Annotated in this window: 18 protein-coding genes and 1 tRNA gene; 13 read left to right on the forward strand and 6 right to left on the reverse strand. The window is 63.1% G+C overall.

Annotated features, from left to right (window positions below; genetic code table 11):
• Positions 1-61: 61 nt before the first annotated feature.
• Genes JCM7686_RS06815 through JCM7686_RS06830 form a run of 4 tightly spaced genes read left to right on the forward strand, consistent with a single transcriptional unit; the run spans position 62 to position 2,946 of the window.
• Positions 62-505, forward strand: a complete 444-nt coding sequence (locus tag JCM7686_RS06815; RefSeq protein WP_041527668.1) for a MaoC family dehydratase — start codon at positions 62-64, stop codon at positions 503-505.
• 31 nt (positions 506-536) lie between these two features.
• A complete protein-coding gene (locus JCM7686_RS06820) occupies positions 537-1,463 on the forward strand; it encodes a bifunctional riboflavin kinase/FAD synthetase (RefSeq protein ID WP_020950120.1) in 927 nt (308 codons plus the stop codon).
• A complete protein-coding gene (locus JCM7686_RS06825) occupies positions 1,463-1,903 on the forward strand; it encodes a YcgN family cysteine cluster protein (RefSeq protein WP_020950121.1) in 441 nt (146 codons plus the stop codon). The genes JCM7686_RS06820 and JCM7686_RS06825 overlap by 1 nt, the downstream gene beginning before the upstream one ends.
• Positions 1,900-2,946, forward strand: a complete 1,047-nt coding sequence (locus JCM7686_RS06830; RefSeq protein WP_020950122.1) for a threonine aldolase family protein — start codon at positions 1,900-1,902, stop codon at positions 2,944-2,946. Before JCM7686_RS06825 ends, JCM7686_RS06830 begins: the two co-directional genes overlap by 4 nt.
• On the opposite strand, the gene JCM7686_RS06835 is transcribed toward JCM7686_RS06830, so the two are convergent.
• From JCM7686_RS06835 to JCM7686_RS06845, 3 genes are read right to left on the reverse strand one after another with little or no spacing between them, the layout of a single operon-like run.
• A complete protein-coding gene (locus JCM7686_RS06835; protein ID WP_020950123.1) occupies positions 2,926-3,399 on the reverse strand; it encodes a CinA family protein in 474 nt (157 codons plus the stop codon). The genes JCM7686_RS06830 and JCM7686_RS06835 overlap by 21 nt on opposite strands.
• Before the next feature lie 8 nt (positions 3,400-3,407).
• Complete coding sequence (locus JCM7686_RS06840; protein ID WP_020950124.1) at positions 3,408-3,902, reverse strand: phosphatidylglycerophosphatase A family protein; 495 nt, start codon at positions 3,900-3,902, stop codon at positions 3,408-3,410.
• A 3-nt stretch (positions 3,903-3,905) separates the two neighbouring features.
• A complete protein-coding gene (locus tag JCM7686_RS06845; RefSeq protein ID WP_041527191.1) occupies positions 3,906-5,057 on the reverse strand; it encodes a bifunctional 2-C-methyl-D-erythritol 4-phosphate cytidylyltransferase/2-C-methyl-D-erythritol 2,4-cyclodiphosphate synthase in 1,152 nt (383 codons plus the stop codon).
• Between the two features lie 150 nt (positions 5,058-5,207).
• On the opposite strand from JCM7686_RS06845, the gene rpiA reads away from it, so the two are divergent.
• The 5 genes from rpiA to JCM7686_RS06870 all read left to right on the forward strand — a co-directional run bounded on the left by rpiA (position 5,208) and on the right by JCM7686_RS06870 (position 11,441).
• Entirely contained in the window at positions 5,208-5,933 is a 726-nt protein-coding gene (gene rpiA / locus JCM7686_RS06850) for a ribose-5-phosphate isomerase RpiA (protein ID WP_020950126.1), read from the forward strand.
• Positions 5,930-7,336, forward strand: a complete 1,407-nt coding sequence (gene gorA / locus JCM7686_RS06855) for a glutathione-disulfide reductase (RefSeq protein WP_020950127.1) — start codon at positions 5,930-5,932, stop codon at positions 7,334-7,336. Before rpiA ends, gorA begins: the two co-directional genes overlap by 4 nt.
• A gap of 64 nt (positions 7,337-7,400) precedes the next feature.
• Positions 7,401-8,615, forward strand: a complete 1,215-nt coding sequence (gene hflK / locus JCM7686_RS06860; RefSeq protein WP_020950128.1) for an FtsH protease activity modulator HflK — start codon at positions 7,401-7,403, stop codon at positions 8,613-8,615.
• Positions 8,615-9,715, forward strand: a complete 1,101-nt coding sequence (gene hflC, locus JCM7686_RS06865) for a protease modulator HflC (protein WP_020950129.1) — start codon at positions 8,615-8,617, stop codon at positions 9,713-9,715. Before hflK ends, hflC begins: the two co-directional genes overlap by 1 nt.
• Before the next feature lie 208 nt (positions 9,716-9,923).
• Positions 9,924-11,441 (forward strand): DegQ family serine endoprotease, encoded by a 1,518-nt coding sequence (locus JCM7686_RS06870; protein WP_020950130.1) that lies wholly within the window; start codon positions 9,924-9,926, stop codon positions 11,439-11,441.
• Between the two features lie 107 nt (positions 11,442-11,548).
• Here the strand turns inward: JCM7686_RS06870 and JCM7686_RS06875 are convergent, their stop codons facing one another.
• A complete protein-coding gene (locus JCM7686_RS06875) occupies positions 11,549-12,310 on the reverse strand; it encodes an invasion associated locus B family protein (RefSeq protein WP_020950131.1) in 762 nt (253 codons plus the stop codon).
• 464 nt (positions 12,311-12,774) lie between these two features.
• Between JCM7686_RS06875 and JCM7686_RS06880 the strand changes: the two genes are divergently transcribed.
• Complete coding sequence (locus JCM7686_RS06880) at positions 12,775-14,367, forward strand: helicase HerA-like domain-containing protein (RefSeq protein ID WP_020950132.1); 1,593 nt, start codon at positions 12,775-12,777, stop codon at positions 14,365-14,367.
• On the opposite strand, the gene JCM7686_RS06885 is transcribed toward JCM7686_RS06880, so the two are convergent.
• On the reverse strand, positions 14,330-14,683 hold the full coding sequence (locus JCM7686_RS06885; protein ID WP_020950133.1) for a DUF6477 family protein: 354 nt from the start codon (positions 14,681-14,683) through the stop codon (positions 14,330-14,332). The two genes, JCM7686_RS06880 and JCM7686_RS06885, sit on opposite strands and share 38 nt — an antisense overlap.
• 216 nt (positions 14,684-14,899) lie before the next feature.
• Between JCM7686_RS06885 and JCM7686_RS06890 the strand changes: the two genes are divergently transcribed.
• Positions 14,900-16,072: a DUF6456 domain-containing protein gene (locus tag JCM7686_RS06890; protein WP_020950134.1), complete on the forward strand. Its 1,173-nt coding sequence runs from the start codon at positions 14,900-14,902 to the stop codon at positions 16,070-16,072.
• Between the two features lie 18 nt (positions 16,073-16,090).
• Here the strand turns inward: JCM7686_RS06890 and JCM7686_RS06895 are convergent, their stop codons facing one another.
• Complete coding sequence (locus JCM7686_RS06895; RefSeq protein WP_041527192.1) at positions 16,091-16,639, reverse strand: peroxiredoxin; 549 nt, start codon at positions 16,637-16,639, stop codon at positions 16,091-16,093.
• A 141-nt stretch (positions 16,640-16,780) separates the two neighbouring features.
• On the opposite strand from JCM7686_RS06895, the gene lipA reads away from it, so the two are divergent.
• Together lipA and JCM7686_RS06905 are read left to right on the forward strand one after the other, a co-directional pair.
• Positions 16,781-17,728, forward strand: coding sequence for a lipoyl synthase (gene lipA, locus JCM7686_RS06900; RefSeq protein ID WP_020950136.1), 948 nt, complete (start codon positions 16,781-16,783; stop codon positions 17,726-17,728).
• A gap of 105 nt (positions 17,729-17,833) precedes the next feature.
• A tRNA-Leu gene (locus JCM7686_RS06905) sits at positions 17,834-17,917 on the forward strand.
• Positions 17,918-18,031 lie beyond the last annotated feature (114 nt).

The following is an 18,031-nucleotide window of genomic DNA, read 5'->3' on the forward strand; positions in this document are numbered from 1 at the left end:
TTCTTGCTTCGCATATACCCCGCTGCTATGCAGCATGAAGCAGGACAGAGAGGATGCGATGGTGCTGGACAATTTTCCACGCGGAACAATCGTGATCGAGGATCTTGAGATCGGCATGAGCCGTCATCTGCATAAAGTGGTGACGGATCGCGATATCGAGCTGTTTGCCGAGGTTTCGACCGACCGCAATCCGGTGCATCTCGACGAAGATTATGCGCGCGACACCATGTTTCAAGGCCGGATCGCGCATGGGATGCTGACGGCAGGGCTGATCTCTGCTGTCATCGGCGAGCAGCTTCCCGGCCACGGCACGGTCTATCTCGGCCAGTCGCTCAAATTCATGGCGCCGGTGCGCCCGGGCGATCTGGTTCGCGCCGAAGTGACCGTCGAAGCGATTGACCATCAGAAGCGTCGGGTTACGCTTGCAACCCGCTGCTACGTCGGCGATACCGTCGTGCTGAAAGGTGAGGCGATCGTTCTGGCGCCAAGCCGGAAGTTCGACTGACAGGGCCCGAGACGGCCCACCGGGGGCCAGATTGCGCATCCATACCGATTGGAAAGGTTTGCCTGCGGAGGCGCGTGGCGCCACCGTCGCCATGGGCAACTTCGACGGAGTACATCTGGGCCATCGCTCGGTGATCGACCGGGCGCGCTCTGCCGCGGCAGCACCGCTTGGTGTCGTCCTGTTCGAGCCGCATCCACGCGAATTCTTTGCTCCCGAGGCTCCGGCCTTCCGCCTGATGAACCCCGAAGCGCGCGCGAACCGCTTGGCGCGGCTTGGGGTCGAGCATCTTTATCAGCTTCCCTTCGGCGCGGTTTTGGCCGGTCTTTCGCCGGAAACCTTCGCCCGCGATGTGCTGGTTGACGGGCTGGGCGTCGCCCATGTCACCGTTGGCGAGGATTTCCGTTTCGGTCACAAACGCGCGGGCGATGCCGAGACCCTGCGCAAGCTGGGTGTCGAACTTGGCTTCGGGGTGACGATCTCTCCGCTGATCGGGGATTGCGATCGCTACAGCTCGACCGCGATCCGTCTGGCGCTCAGCGAGGGGCGCCCCCGGGATGCTGCGCGGATGCTGGGCCATTGGCACCGGATCGAGGGCGAGGTGCTGCATGGCGACGCCCGTGGCCGCGAACTGGGCTTTCCGACCGCGAATATGGCGATCGACCGACTGCATCCGCCGAAATTCGGCGTCTATGCGGTTCTGGTCGATGTGCTGAGCGGCCCGTTCAAGGGCAGCTATCGCGGTGTTTCGAGCATTGGCGTGCGACCAATGTTCGGCGAAAATATTCCCAATCTTGAGACGTTTATCTTCGACTTCTCAGGCAGTCTCTATGGAGAACATCTCTCGGTGGCGCTGGTCGAGTATCTGCGCCCCGAGCTCAAGTTCGACGATCTTGACGCCCTGATCGCGCAGATGAACCTCGACAGCGCCGAGGCGCGCGCGATTTTGGCGGATGGCTGATGCGCAAGGACTTCTGGACGCTGCCGCTTGGTGACTTGGCCCGTGATGAATGGGAAGCGCTCTGTGATGGCTGCGGCAAATGCTGCCTCAACAAGATCGAATTCGAGGATACGGGCGAGCTTGCTTTCACCAAGGTCGCTTGCAAGCTTCTCGACGGGCACAGCTGCCAATGTTCGAACTATGCCGACCGTCACCGCTATGTGCCCGATTGCGTGGTGCTGACGCCGAAAAAGCTGGACGAAATCGCCTGGTGGCTGCCCGCGACCTGCGCCTATCGGCTGCGCGCCGAGGGCAAGCCGCTGTTTGATTGGCATTATCTGATTTCGGGCGACCGCGAGTCGATCCACCGCGCCGGCGCTTCTGTCCGCGACTGGACCGTCAGCGAGGTCACGGTCTCGGAAGATGATTGGGAAGATTACATTATTGAGGATCTGTCATGAATTTCGCTTCGGACAACACCGGCCGCGTTCATCCGAAGGTCATGGCAGCTCTGGCTGCTGCGAATGAGGGCAATCTGCCGTCTTACGGCACCGATGCGATCACCCGCGCGGCGCAGGATCGGCTGCGCGATGTGCTGGACGCGCCGGATGCGGCGGTTCATTTCGTCTCGACCGGCACGGCGGCCAATGCGCTGTCGCTCTCGCTGATGGCACCGGGTTGGGGGCGCGTCTTCTGCCATGAAAGCGCCCATATCCAGACCAGCGAAACCGGCGCGCCCGAGTTCTTCATGGGCGGCGGCAAGCTGCTTTTGGTCGAAGGCGAGGGCGGAAAGATGACGCCCGAGAGCTTCGCCGAGGCGCTGAAACGCGCCGGAGGCGACTCGGTCCATGCCGGGCAAAATGCCGGGCTGTCGCTGACCAATGCCACCGAATGGGGTCGGGTCTATCAAGCCTCCGAGGTCGCGGCCTTGGCCGCTGCCGCACGCGAGATCGGCCTCCCGGTCCATATGGACGGGGCGCGGTTTGCCAATGCGGTCGCGGGCCAGAACGCGTCGCCCGCCGAGATGACCTGGCGCGCCGGGGTCGATATCCTGTCCTTCGGCGGGACCAAGAACGGCTGCATGGGCGCGGAGGCCGTCGTGCTGTTCGATCCCGAGAAGTCGATGGAATTCGAATATCGGCGCAAGCGTGGCGGTCATCTCTTCTCGAAACACCGCTATCTGGCGGCACAGATGCTCGCGCTGCTTGACGGTGGACTATGGCTTGAAATCGCGGGTCATGCCAATACCATGGCGCGCGAATTGGCGAATGGGCTTTCCGGGATCGCCGGGGTGACGCTCGACCAACCCGTTGAATCAAATGGTGTCTTTGCGAATTTCCCGGTCGAGATGATCGAGCGTCTGGCCGAGGCCGGGGCCAGCTTCCATTACTGGCCGAACGAGCCCGAGGGCGAGGAAAGCCATGCCTCGCTGCGCTTCATCTGCGGCTGGGATACCCGCCCCGAAGAGGTCGAGGCGGTTCTGTCACTGCTCCGTCAGGGCTAAGGCCAGCAGGTCGAGCGCATGAGCGACAGTGGCGGCGCGGATCCCCGCGCGGCCAAGATCGCCGAAGTCAACCAGCTCCGTGCGCGTGCCCTGCGCATCCGAGATCCCGAAACAGACGCGGCCCACCGGCTTTTCGGGCGAGCCGCCGCCCGGGCCCGCGACGCCCGTGACCGAGACCGTAAGCCCAGCGCGCGAATGCTTGCGCGCGCCTGCGGCCATTTCGGCGGCGGTTTCCTCGCTGACCGCACCAAAGCGCTCGAGCGTCTCGGCGCGCACGCCGATCATCTCCATCTTGGCCGCGTTGGAATAGGTGACAAAGCCACGGTCAACGACATCGGAAGAGCCTGCGATCTCGGTCAGCGCGCCGACGATCAGCCCGCCGGTGCAGCTTTCCGCCGTGGCGATCATCACGCCCTTGCGGCGCGCAAGCTCTAGAACCGTTTCCGCGTTCATGTCGATCCTCAGCCCATCAGGAAGCCGTGTGCAGCACCCGCGGCCAGCATCGTCGCGATCCCGGCGAAAAGTCCAGCCCAAAGGTCATCGATCATAATGCCGTCGGCATCCCCGCGACGATCAGCCCGGCCGACGAGCCAGGGTTTCCAGATGTCGAAGAGGCGGAAGAAGATGAAGGCGGCGAGCCAGCCCGGATAGGGGAAGACATCCGAGGGCAGGCCCATGAGCCAGAAGCCCGCCGAGGGGAAACAAAGCGCCAGCCATTGGCCCGCGACCTCGTCGATGACGAATTCACGCGGGTCCTTGTCGGCATGGCCGACGACGGCGTGCCGCACCGACCAAAAGCCGAGGATCGTCACCAGAACGGTCGCCGCCGCCAGCAGTGGGAAATGACCAAGCCAATGCAGGCCGACGCCGACCGCGACGGCGACAGCCGAGGCCCAGGTGCCCGAGGCCGGGCGCAGATAGCCGAGGCCAAAAACGGTTGCGATCTGTTTGTGCATGGTTCAGCCTATCACAAGAGTTGCCGTTGCGATCGAGGCGATGCCTTCGCTGCGGCCGGTGAAACCCAGACGCTCCGAGGTCGTGGCCTTGACGCTGATGCGGTCGGGTTCAAGGCCCATGATCTCGGCAAGGCGCTGCTGCATCGCGCTTGCATGGGGCCCGATTTTCGGGAATTCGCAGATCAGCGTGACATCGGCATTGGCAAGGCGAAAGCCTTTTTCTGCCGCAAGATCAACCGCATGTTTGAGAAAGATCGAACTGTCCGCACCTTTCCACTTCGCATCGGAAGGTGGGAAGTGGCGGCCGATATCGCCCTCGGCCAAGGCGCCATAGATCGCATCGGTCAGCGCATGCATCCCGACATCGGCGTCGGAATGGCCGACGAGGCCCTTGTCATGGGCGATCTGCACGCCGCAAAGCCAGAGATGAGTGCCGGGGCCGAAAGCATGGACATCAAAGCCATTGCCAAGGCGGATATCGGTGATCGACATATCCTGTTCCAGAATTTTTTCGGCCCGGGCAAAGTCCTGCGGCCAGGTGAGTTTGAGATTGGTTTCGCTGCCCTCGGTCACGGTGACGACAAGACCGGCGCGGCGTGCGAGCTCGACATCATCGGCTGCGCCCTCTGGCGCGGCGCGATGGGCCGCGAGAATGGCGTCAAGCGCGAAGCCCTGCGGGGTCTGGGCGCGATAGAGCCCTTCGCGGTCGGCGGTGCCGGTGACCTTGCCGTCTTCGGCGCGCCACAAGGCATCGGTCACCGCAAGGGCAGGTGCGGCGGCGCGCGCACCCTCTTGCAGCGCGGTGACCACGCCCGCGATGACCTCGGGCGAGACCAGAGGTCGGGCGCCGTCGTGGATCAGCACATGGGTGACGCCGCTGCCCGCGAGGCTTTCAAGGCCCGCGCGCACACTTTCCGAGCGTGTGCCCCCCCCTGCAATCAGGGTGACGGCGCCGCCAAATTCGCGCAGGCCGCGGGCCATATCCTCAGGGTGAAGCGTGAGAATGATTCTAGAAAATCCGTGGAATGCTTTGATAGTGCGTGACAATACGCTTTCACCAGCCAAGGCCCTCCATTGTTTGGGAAGGCCGCTGCCAGCGCGTGTGCCGCGACCTGCGGCGGTGATAAGGACGGCGAATGTATCCGGGATCTGCATGGCGTATGATTAGGCGAGCCGCGCGCGCAAGGCAATTGCTGGCGGTGTCGCAGCGCGCACAGCCCCACGAGATCGCCAACGGCTGCGCTTCAAGGTGGCGTGAAGGGGCCATGACCCTTATAAGATCAGAAAAATTTCCCGGAGAGCCCCATGACCGCGACCCCCGTTTTTGATCCTGCCAAGGATGCCGCCGCCATTGCTGCGACCAAGCTGGTCCAGCCCGGAATGAAGCTTGGTCTTGGCACCGGATCGACGGCGGTGGTCTTCGTGCACCGGCTGGCCGAGCGAGTGAAGGCCGAGGGCTTTGCCTTGCGCTGCGCCTCGACCTCGAAAGCGACGGCGGAGCTTGCGCAATCGCTGGGGCTCAGCATCGAGACGCTGGACGAGATCGGCTGGCTCGATCTAACCATCGACGGCGCCGACGAGGTCGATCCGGCGCTCAATCTGATCAAAGGGGGCGGGGCCGCCCATCTGCGCGAAAAGATCGTGGCGACGGCCTCGGACCGCATGGTGGTGATTGCGGACGACTCGAAAGTGGTCGATCAGCTCGGCCGCTTCCCGCTGCCGGTCGAGGTCATTCCCTTCGGTTGGGAAGCGACGCGCCTGCTGATCGAGCGCGGTCTGGCCGGGCTTGGCTATGGCGGCCGTCCGGTCGAGCGCCGTGAAAAGGGCGGCGCGCCGGTGCTGACCGACGAGGGGAATTATGTCCTTGATCTCAAGCTTGAAGCCATCTCCGACGCGCCGGCGTTAGCGATGATGTTATCCTCTGTCGCCGGGGTGGTTGAACACGGGCTTTTCCTGAATATCTGCTCTATGGCCATCATTGGGCAAAAGGATGGCACTGTCGTCGAGTTGGGTGGTGAGGACAAAGCATGACCTTCGATTATGATCTCTTCGTCATCGGGGGCGGGTCCGGGGGCGCGCGCGCCTCGCGGATTTCAGCCGGAGAATATGGCGCGCGGGTGGCCGTCGCCGAGGAAAGCCGTATGGGGGGCACTTGCGTCATCCGCGGCTGCGTCCCCAAGAAGCTGATGATCTATGGCTCGCAGATGCCGAAAGAGATCGAAGAGGCGCGGGGCTATGGCTGGGTCGATGCCAGCGTCGGGCCCTTTGATTGGCCGATGTTCCGCGACAAGCTGAACCGCGAGCTTAACCGGCTTGAGGCCGCCTATACCAACGGCATGGTCAATGCCGGGGTCGATACCTACAAAAGCCGCGCGCGCATCGTCGACCCCCATACGGTCGAGCTGTCCGATGGCACGCGCTATACCACGAAGCATATTTTGATCGCGGTCGGCGGTCGTCCGGCGCTGCCGGGGATTGAGGGGGAAGAGCATGGGCTCATCTCGGACGATCTGTTCCAGCTTGAACGCCTGCCGGGCAAGGTTCTGCTGGTGGGCGGCGGCTATATCGCCTGCGAATTCGCGACCATTCTGAACGGCTTTGGCTGCAAGACCATCCTCGCCTATCGCGGCGATGCCCTGCTGCGCGGCTTTGACGAAGAGATGCGCGACCATGTTTCGAGCCAGGTCGTCAATTCGGGGATCGAGCTGCGCGTGCAAGTGACGCCGAAGCGTCTGGAAAAGGTCGGCGAGCGTGTGCTCGTGACCTTTGACGACGACCAGCAGGAAGAATTCGACGACGTGATCTTCGCGACGGGTCGCAAGCCCTACACGTGGGATCTTGGGCTCGAGAATGTCGGGGTCAAGCTGGGCCCGAATGGCCAGATCCTTGTCGATGAATGGTCGCAGACCTCGGTGCCCTCGATCTATGCGGTTGGCGATGTCACCGATCTCGTCAATCTGACGCCGGTCGCGATCCGGGCGGGGCACAATTTCGCCGATACCGTTTTTGGCGGCAAACCGAAGCCCTGCGATTTCTCGCAGGTGCCGAGCGCCGTCTACACCCGTCCGCATGAGCTGGCGACCATTGGCCTGACCGAAGAGCAGGCGGCGGCGCGCGGTCAGGTCGACATTTATTCCGGTGGCTTCCGCCCGATGCGCTCGCTTTTCGCGGGCTCCGAGGCGCGCTCGGTGATGAAGCTGATCGTTGACGTTGAAACCGATCTCGTGCTCGGTTGCCATATCTTTGGCCCGGATGCGGGCGAGATGTTGCAGATGGTCGCCGTGGCGATGGGCATGGGCGCAACCAAGGCTGATTTCGATCGCGCGGTGGCGATCCATCCGACGGTTGCCGAAGAGCTGGTGACGATGCGAAAACCGGTGCGCCGGGTCGGCGAGGCCAAGCCTGCGACCCTTCGGCACAGTGCGGTTTCTTGACATTCCGCGCATAAGCTCCAGTTTCTAAGACGAAGAAGATCGAAGGTTGAACGAGGCGAGGCGTATGGCAGCACAGGGCCCTTGGGGCGGTGGCGGAGACAATGGCAAGGGCGGCGACAAGAAGCCGCCTCAATCCGGGCCTCAGCGCCCCTGGGGGGAAGCGGGCGGCAATGATGATCGCAACCGTCAGCAACCGCCGGGTGGACCGCGCCGTGGTGAACAGATCCCCGAGATCGAAGAGCTGGTGCGCAAAGGTCAGGATCGCCTTCGCGTGCTGATGGGCGGTCGCGGCGGCTCGGGTGGTCCGGGCGGCGGCGGTCCGCGCGGGCAGGGGCCGCGTTTCTCGCTGGGTCGCGGCACTTGGGCAATCATCGGCATCGGTGCCGTGGCTGTCTGGGCGTTTTCGAGCTTCTATCAGGTCACGACCGGCGAACAATCGGTCGAGCTGTTGTTCGGCAAACCGGTCTCGATCGGCACGGAAGGTCTGAACTTCGCGCCTTGGCCGGCGGTGCGCGCCGAGGTGGTCAACGTCACCGGCGAGCGCGTGACCGAGATCGGCACCGGCAAGGCCGGACCGCTCGACAGCGGGCTGATGCTGACGCGCGACCAGAATATCGTCGATATGGAATATCAGGTGGTTTGGAACGTCTCTGACCCCGAGAAATTCCTGTTCAACCTCGCAGATCCGCGCGACACCATCCGCGCCGTCGCGGAATCGGCGATGCGCGACATCGTTGCCCGCTCTGAGCTGGCGCCGATCCTGAACCGCGACCGCGGCGCGATCGCCAGCGATCTGACCATGCAGATCCAGCAGACGCTCGATGCCTATGACGCGGGCATCCATGTGCTGCGCGTCAACCTCGACCGCGCCGATCCGCCGTCCGAAGTGATCGACAGCTTCCGTGAAGTGCAGGCCGCGCAGCAAGAGCGTGACCGGCTGGAAAAAGAGGCCGACGCCTATGCCAACCGCGTTCTCGCAAGCGCGCGTGGTGAATCTGCGGCGATGATCGAACGCGCCGAGGCCTATCGCGCCGAAGCCGTGAACAGCGCTCAGGGTGAGGCTGCGCGCTTCAACTCGGTCTATGACGAATATGTCAAAGCGCCGGAAGTCACCCGCCGCCGGATGTATATCGAAACCATGGAAAAGGTCCTCGGCGGCGCCAGCAAGATCATTCTTGACGGCAAGGCCTCGGAATCGGGGGTTGTTCCCTACCTTCCGCTCGATCAACTGCGGAAACTGCCCGTCCCGGGCTCTGATCAGGCCGGAGGGACCAACTGATGAAACGTGCACTTTCCGTTCTTGCTCTGCCGATTCTGGTCGTCGTGGCAGTCGTCGTCATGGCGTCGGTCTATATCGTCGATGTCCGCGAAAAGGTTCTGGTGCTGCGCTTCGGCGAGGTGGTCGAGGTTCGCGAACAGCCCGGCCTTTATGTCAAAGTGCCGCTGATCGACGATGTCATGCGCTATGACGCGCGTATTCTCGGCCTGCCGACCAAGCCGATGGAGGTCACGCCGCTCGATGACCGCCGTCTTGTGGTCGATGCCTTCGCGCGCTGGCAGATCGTCGATGTCGGCCGCTTCCGCCGCGCCACCGGCAATGGCGGGATCGATCTGGCGCAGACCCGGCTTGAGCCGATCGTGACCAATGCGATTCGTCAGGTGCTGGGTTCGGTGCCCTCGACCACGGTTCTGTCGAATGACCGGACCGGTCTGATGAACCAGATTCGCGACAAGGCCCGCTCTGAGGCCGAAGATCTTGGCGTGCGCATCATCGACGTGCGTCTCACCCGGACCGATCTGCCCGCCCAAAACCTCAACGCGACTTATGCGCGGATGCGGGCCGAACGTGAGCGTGAAGCCGCTGACGAAATCGCGCGCGGCGGTGAGGCGGCGCAGCGCGTTCGCGCAGCCGCCGACCGGACTGTGGTCGAGCTGACCTCGGAAGCGCGCAAGAAATCCGAAGTGGTTCGCGGTGAGGCCGATGCCCGACGCAACGCCATCTTTGCCGATGCTTTCGGTCGCGACCCCGAGTTCTTCGCCTTCACCCGCTCGATGACTGCCTTCGAGCGTGCGCTGAAATCGGAGAACAGCTCGATGGTGATCACGCCGGATGGTGAGTTCTTCGATTATTTTCGCAATGACGGGGCTGATCGCGCCAATCCGAACCCCAATCCGCGCCCGGCCGCTTCGACCGCGCTGGACACGGCTCCGACGACCGAAGGCGCTGACGCTCTGGCCCCGCCGGTGACCGACCGCGAGGGCAAGCCCTTGGGAGCGGACGCTGGTGTGACCCTGACGCCGATGCCGGAAGAGCTGGCAACGCCGCCGCAGGCGCCTGCGGTCGTCGCCCCCGGAGGGGCTGCGGCTCCGGCCAACTAAGCTCACGGAAGAGCGATCCTTTGTGAGAACAACTTTAAGCCGATCCCGGAACCTGGGGTCGGCTTTTCCGTTTCCTCTCGGGCTGGTCACGATCAGTTCACTGTCCGAGAGGGTGATTTATTTGCAACGGCGCGGATTTATCCTTTCATCGCACATATGTGGCTGACAGCTTTCGGGCTGACAGTCGAACCCCATGGAGCGGATCCTCATGAAGACATTTTCCCCCCGCTATCTCCTGACCGCGTCGAGCGTCGTTCTGGCGCTGGCGCTGAGCCCGGTGATCGCGCAGGAAGCGGCGAGCCATGCGCAAGGCGCCGCGAATGACAACAGCTCGCTCACGGACAAGGCGAGCCATCCGGTCCTGACAAGCTTCGCGGATCTGGTCGAGCAGGTCAGCCCGGCCGTGGTCAATATCACCACCACCGCGACTGTCGCCGCTCCGGCCGGCGGCAATCCCTTCTTCCCCGAGGGCAGCCCGTTTTCCGACCTCTTCCGTGACTTCGGCTTCCCGGGGCCGGATGGACGTGGTGGGCGACCGCAGGCCGAGCAGAAATCAAATGCGCTCGGCTCGGGTTTCGTCGTTTCGGCCGATGGGCTGATCGTGACGAACAACCACGTCATCGACGGCGCTGATGAGATCGAGGTCGAGTTCTATTCGGGCAAGCGCCTGCCGGCGAAGGTCGTGGGCAAGGATGACAAGACCGACATCGCCGTGCTCAAGGTCGAAAGCCCGGACAAACTGCCCTTCGTCAAATTTGGTGACAGCGACAAGGCGCGGGTCGGCGACCTGGTGCTGGCGCTCGGCAACCCGCTTGGGCAGGGCTTCTCGGCGACGACCGGGATCGTCTCGGCGCGCAACCGCGCTTTGACCGGCAGCTATGACGATTTCATCCAGACCGATGCGGCAATCAACCGGGGCAACTCCGGCGGCCCGCTTTTCAATATGGATGGCGAGGTCATTGGCGTGAACACGGCGATTTTGTCGCCGAATGGCGGCTCGATCGGGATTGGCTTCTCGATGGCGTCGAATGTCGTGGCCAAGGTCGTGCAGCAGCTTGAACAGTTCGGTGAGACCCGGCGCGGCTGGCTTGGCGTCAAAATTCAGGACGTGACGCCGGATATCGCCGATTCTTTGGGGCTGGCGGCGCAAAGCGGCGCACTGGTGACCGATGTTCCGGCAGGCCCGGCTGCGGATGCCGGAATGAAAGCGGGCGATATCATCACCAAATTCGCGGGTGGCGATGTCAAGGATATCCGCGAGTTGCTGCGCCATGTCGCCGATGCGCCGGTTGGCGAGAAGGTCGATGTGACCGTGCTGCGCGAGGGCAAGCCGGTCGACTTGCAGGTGACGCTTGGGCGGCGCGAGCTGGCCGAGGGTGGTCCGACGGCCAGCACCACGGTCGATTCGGCCAAGGCCAGCGCCTCGGATCTGCTCGGAATGACGGTCGCGCCGCTCACGCCCGAAATCGCGGCTGAACTTGGCGTGTCGAAGGACATGAAGGGTCTTGTCGTGCAATCGGTCGATTCGACGGGTGCGGCGTCTGACAAGGGGCTGGCTGCGGGCGATGTCATCACCGAAGCGGGCCAGCAGCCGGTCGCGTCTTTGGACGATCTGCAAAGCCAGATCTCGCAAGCGAAAGAGGCGGGCCGCAAGTCGATCCTGATTCTTGTGCGTCGCGCGGGTGAGCCGCGCTTTGTCGCGCTTTCGATCGACAGCGCCAAGTAATCGCGTTGCGCAGCCCGGTTCCGCAGATGCGGAGCTGGGCGACAGATCATCTGCGGATATGAAAAAGGGGCGCCCGACGGCGCCCCTTTCGCATCTTATCGCATGATTTACTGCGCGGCGGGTGCAGCCGGTGCGGCCGGAGCAGTTGCTTCCAGCTCTTTCATGATCGCGGTCACGGCATCCATGCCCGCGGTGAAGCCGGTGAGCGAGAGGTTCAGCTTGACGACCTGATCGGGCGGAGCACCGAAGGGCGAAACCGTGACCGTGGCGCCTTTGCCTTTTTTGAGCGTCGCAAGCTCGGCATCGTTCACGCCGACGCGGGCAATACAGCCCATCTGCGCGCAAACCATGAAGGGATAGGCCTGCGGCTTGTTCGCATCGACTTGAAGCACCAGACCGTGCTGGAGATCGGTTTCCAGCGGCGCAACCAAGGTGATGATGGCCGAAACTTTGCCCGAAACCGGCACGACCGAGGCCTCGGCCACGGCGCCGCCGTCCGAATCCTTCAGAAGCTGATAGAGCTCGCAGGGGTCTTTCCCATCGGGCGTCTTGATGCAGCGCAGGGCCCAGTCGCCATGGGTGGTCTTGACATAGGTCTGGCCGATCTGAGCGTCAGCGGCGCTGGTCGGAATCGCCGGCGCTGCCGGAGCAGCTGCCGCAGGGGCGGCCGGAGCAGCGGCAGCCGGAGCGGCTGCGGCAGGTGCGGCTTCGGTCGTCGCCGGAGCCGGGGTGGTTTCAGCAGGGGCGGCCGCTGCCGGAGCCTCAGGGGTGGCGGCAGGTGCGGTGGTGTCCTGAGCGAACGCCATTCCCGCGCTGCTGGCGATGGAGAAAACCGCTGCGATCAGCGCGGGGGAAGTCCTGTAAACCATGGTCCTCTTCCTTTGGTTTTTGCTCTTGCTCCGCTCCTAGCACGGCCCAAGAGCCTTGTCAGGGCAGAACGGCGCGGCTGCCTTCACAGATTCGCGCCGTTTCTGTCACGGGGCGCACGGAAACGCGGCCGCACAGGTGAATCTCGCAAAGGTCGGAAAAAGTTCCAAAAGATAAGGTCCAGCATTTCTGCTGGACCTTGTTTCAACCATCCCTGCCGGACTTGCCGGTCATTATTCATCAAAAGCTAGTTTCGTGTCGTGAAACCGTCAACTATCTGATTGGTTAGGTGCGCGGATGCCCGGTTGAGAGAAAAAAAGTCGCGCCCGAAGGCGCGACAGTCCAACAGGGAGGAAGTATCGCACCACATCACAAGGGTGCGATGGGACCAGATTGGCACAGATTGGTAAAGTTTGTATTGTCCAGTCTCTCTCTCTGCGCTTTTTTGCCGATCCGAGGTGCATAAATGCTCAAGGCCATCAATCTTGAAGAAGGAACCGTCTTTGTCGGAGGTGGGGGCGAGGGCTATCACAGCCCGCAAACGCTGCTCTTGAAATATGCCAACCGGCACGGGCTGATCGCGGGCGCAACCGGCACGGGCAAGACCGTGACGCTGCAAACTTTGGCCGAATCCTTTTCGCTCGCCGGGGTGCCGGTCTTTCTGGCCGATGTGAAGGGCGATCTCGCGGGGCTGAGCCAGATCGGCGGCGGGGATGCGAAGCTCGCGGCGAGCTTTCAAAGCCGCGCCGAGACCATCGGCTGCGAGATGGAGTATCAGGCCTTTCCGGTGACTTTCTGGGATGTCTGGGGCGAGGAGGGCCATCCCGTCCGCACCACGCCGACCGAAATGGGGCCCTTGCTGCTCTCGCGGCTGATGGGGCTGACCGATGCGCAGGAAGGGGTCCTGAACATCGCGTTCCGCGCCGCCGATGAGCAGGGGCTCGCGCTTCTCGATCTGAAGGACCTGCAATCCATGCTGGTCTGGGTCGGTCAGAACGCCAAAGAGCTGAGCCTGAAATACGGCAATGTCTCGACGGCCTCGGTTGGCGCCATCCAGCGCTCGCTGCTGGTGCTCGAAAACGAAGGCGGCCAGCTTTTGTTCGGTGAACCTGCGCTGGCGCTGGCCGATTTGATCCGGACCGATGGGGCGGGCCGCGGGATGATCAATATTCTCGCCGCCGAGCGGATGATGAATGCGCCGACGCTTTATGCGACCTTCCTGCTTTGGCTGATGTCCGAACTTTTCGAGCAGCTGCCCGAGGTCGGCGATCCTGACAAACCGAAGATCGCCTTTTTCTTCGACGAGGCGCATCTGCTGTTCAACAACGCCTCGCCCGCGCTGATCGCGAAGATCGAGCAGGTGGCGCGGCTGATCCGCTCAAAAGGGGTCAGCGTCTGGTTTATCTCGCAAAATCCGGCGGATTTGCCCGATCAGGTGCTGAGCCAGCTTGGCAACCGCGTCCAGCACGCGCTGCGCGCCTTTACCGCCAAGGATCAGAAAGCCTTGCGGATGGCGGCGGAAAACTATCGCCCGAACCCAGCCTTCGATACCGCCGCGGCGATCCAGCATGTCGGGACGGGCGAGGCGGTGACTTCGTTTCTGGAACCCAAAGGGGTTCCGGGCATTGTCGAGCGCACGCTGATCCGCCCGCCCTATGCGCGGTTGGGCACGATCACGGACGCCGAGCGCGCGGCGATTCTGGCGGCCTCGCCGATGGCGGCGAAATACGATCAGACGATCGACCGCGATTCCGCCTATGAGATTCTGGCGCGGCGCGCCCAGTCGGGGAGCGCAATGGGCACCTCTGCGGACGGCACGGGCCAAACTGGTGATGCGAGCGCCGGTCAAGGCGAGTTCAATCGCGGTCGCCGTTACGAGCCCGCCGGTCATTCCAGCGCAACGACAAGCGCCACGAAAGGCTCGACGCAAAGCGCGACGCGCGGCAGGCAGAGCGATTCCATCATCACCACCTTCGGCAAAAGCCTTGCACGACAGGCGGGCGCCGAGGCGGGGCGGATGCTCAGGGGTGCGCTCGGGACGTTTTTGCGGGGAAAATAAGCGTTGGGGCGGTCTCGGCTGCGAGCTCGCCCCGCTCCGCAAGAATCGCGATCAGGATCAGGATATGGCGGCGGAGTTGATAATCCGCCGCGCCGCTCTGACGCGCGCGATCCAGGCGCTGCTCTTCGGGATAAAGCCGGGCCAGGTTGGCCTTGGGCGAGGGGATATCCTCGCCCGGCAACAGGCGGCGCAGATCGCGGTTGCGCCGCCACAGGGGCAGGCCGTGGCGGGCGGTCTCGACCAGCAGCCGGGGCCGTCGCAGCGGGCGGGCAAACAGTTTCAGGCAAAGCGGATTGGTCTCGGGCATCACGCTCATCATGACCTCGTGGCTTGGGATGTCCGGCCAGTTAAGCGTGAGGTGGCGGGCGTTGCGCGGAAGGGGGCCGCAGCGCACGCAACGGCAGCAAGTCTTTAGGGTTTGTTAGGAATTGTTACGCAATTCGTAATGAGTTCCCGAGTGAACGGAACTCACGTTTTTAACCCGACAGAGACCGCTGCCACGGTCTCATGCAGGCCGGAAAAGGAATTTATCATGACAATACTGCCGGGCGATTTTGCCGCAGACACAAGTGCCTCCGGAATGCTCGTCGGACATGGCGCCGTGCCTGCGCCTGATATGGCCGGGCCGGTGAGCGCGATCCCCCATCTCGACGATTTGACCTATTATCTGCGCCATATCGAAGGTGGGGAAACCATTCGGGCCTTGGCGCGCGAGGCGGGCTGCCATGCCTCGACCATTTTGCGCCGTATTCGCCGAATCGAAGAGCGGCGCGATGATCCGGTCGTTGATCAGGCGCTGGAAAAGGCGCTGCACCAGCCGAATGCTGATCGCCAAGAGCCGCTCAAGCGGCGCGAGACCGAGCAATTGCGCCGGATTTTGCGTCGTCTGAGCGAAGCGCGTGCGGTGCTGATCGTCGCCGAGGGGATGGATAAGGCGATTGTCGCGCGTGACGAGATCCGGACCGCGATCCTTGACCGCAACCTTGCCGAGAAGATGGCGATGAACGGCTGGATCACGCTGAAGGCGCGGGGGCGGATGAGCCATTATGTGATCTCGACGGCCGGGCGCGAGGTGCTGAAGGCGGCAATTGGCGGGCATCAGGCGCGGGGGCTGCCCCGTCGCGCCGATTTCGACGAGGCGGTTCCGGTCGGTCAACCCGAGTCCGCCCCTCAGGCTGAGGGGGAGGACGAACAGCGTGCGGCGCAGCGTCTTTGGGGCGAACGCGTGCTCGAAGACCCCGAAGACGGCACCCGCCGCCGCTTTCGCGTCAACCTCGCCGAAAGCCCGCTGCGCCTGCTGGGCCGCCGCCTTGACGCCGATGGCCGACCGTTTCTGGCACCAGAGCTGATCGCGGCGGGCGAGCGCCTGCGCGATGATTTCGAGCTTGCCCAGCTTGGCCCACGCGTCGCCCAGAACTGGGACAGTTTTCTGACGGCGGGGACGCAAAGCTCCTCCTTCGGCCGGGGGTTCGGCGGCGGCTCGGACAGCGCGCGCAATCGGGTCGCCGCTGCCCTGCGCGAGCTGGGTCCGGGGATGGGCGACCTTTGCCTGCGGGTCTGCTGCTATCTCGAAGGGATCGAAACCACCGAGCGGCGCCTGGGTTGGTCGGCGCGTTCGGGCAAAATCGTACTTCGTCTCGCGCTCATCCGGTTGGACATGCATTACCGCAAGGAATATGGCGACGGCCTGCCGCTGATCGGGTGACCTGCAAGCCCGCGCGCGTCAGGCGGCGTTCTTGGCCGGATTATCGCGCAACCAGTCCAGGATCGACTGCGGTGAAGTCGCGCCATAGGGATCACTTGGGCAATCGTCGACCCGACCGGGCTCCTCGAACCAGGCCTCGATCACGCCGTCATTGACGATCGCGGCATAACGCCAGCTGCGGGCGCCAAAGCCGAGATTGTCCTTGCGCACCAACATGCCCATGCGCTCGGTGAACTCCCCCGAGCCATCCGGGATCACCTGGACCATATCGAGATCAAGGCTTTTGGCCCATTGGTTCATGACGAAGCTGTCATTGACCGAGATGCAGTAGATCTCATCAAGGCCAAGTGCCTTGAGACCGACTGCTGCGGCCTCAAAGCCGGGAAGCTGATAGGTCGTGCAGGTGGGCGTAAAAGCGCCCGGCAGCGAAAAAAGCAGCACGCGGCGGTGCTTGAAATAATCGTCGCTGGTCATCGGTTGCCAGCGATAGGGATTCGGACCGGGCAGTGAGTCGTCACGCACCCGGGTTTGGAAGGTAACAAACGGAACGGTTTCGCCGGTTTTCATCACTAATACTTTCGTCACATGGTCGGGCCCCGCGGTGGGGGCCGAAGATCCTGAGGAATGTCTTCATTCTGTCGTGGTGGCGGCGTTGATCAAGCGAAGAGAAGGTTCTAAGTTAATCGGAAATTATCCGAGGGAATTGCCATGGCCGACCTGCCACCCCAGCTGCGTCACCCTGAAAAGGCTCACCGACCGGATCAGGCCCAGCCCAAGAAGCCGTCCTGGATCCGCGTCAAGGCGCCGACGAGCGAGGGCTATAAGCAAACCCGCGACATCCTGCGCGAAAACCGTCTGTCCACCGTCTGCGAAGAGGCCGGTTGCCCCAACGTCGGCGAATGCTGGAGCCAGGGTCACGCCACCATGATGATCATGGGCGAGATCTGCACGCGCGGCTGTTCGTTCTGCAACGTCCAGACCGGCAAACCGAATGCGCTCGATGTCTTCGAGCCGGGCCGCGTCGCTCATGCCGTCCAAAAGCTCGGGCTGAACCATGTCGTGCTGACCTCGGTCGACCGCGACGATCTTGACGATGGCGGGGCCGAGCATTTCGCCCAGACCATCCGCGCGATCCGCCACCGCTCGCCGAAATCGACGATCGAGGTCCTGACCCCCGACTTTCTGAAATCAAAGCCGGGCGCGCTCGAAACCGTCGTCGAAGCGCGGCCCGATGTCTTCAACCACAACCTCGAAACCGTGCCGGGGCTTTATCCCACGGTCCGTCCGGGCGCGCGCTATTTCCATTCGCTGCGGCTGTTGCAGCGCGTGAAAGAGCTTGATCCGGCGATGTTCACCAAATCCGGAATCATGGTTGGGCTGGGCGAGGACCGTCAGGGCGTCTTGCAGGTCATGGACGATATGCGCGCTGCCGATATCGATTTCATGACCATCGGCCAATATCTTCAGCCGACGCCGAAACACCACCGCGTCGATCGTTTCGTCACGCCCGAAGAGTTCGAAAGCTATCAGCGCGCTGCCTTTGGCAAGGGTTTCCTGATGGTCTCGGCGACGCCGCTCACGCGGTCGAGCTATCATGCCGGCGACGATTTCGCGCAACTGCGCGATGCCCGGTTGAAAAAACTCGGTCTCGCCTGAGGAAGCTCAGCAAAGGGCTTGCCGAGCGCGGGGAAGCCCGTTATTTGCAAGCCATTGCACGCGCCACACTTTACGGCTCGGGCAAGCGCAAGCTCGGTTGAGTTTGGGGATATGGTGGAATGGTAGACACGGCAGACTCAAAATCTGCTGGCGCAAGCCGTATCGGTTCGAGTCCGATTATCCCTACCACATCAGACAAGTCGCAGAAGCACGGGGCCTCGGTCCCGTGTTCTTCTTTGCGGGGCAGGCTTTGGTCTGGCAGGTCCAAGCTTTGGACAATCCCGGACGCCAGTGATTGCAACC

Origin of the sequence: Paracoccus aminophilus JCM 7686 (assembly GCF_000444995.1) — a bacterium.
In the GTDB taxonomy this organism is placed as follows: domain Bacteria; phylum Pseudomonadota; class Alphaproteobacteria; order Rhodobacterales; family Rhodobacteraceae; genus Paracoccus; species Paracoccus aminophilus.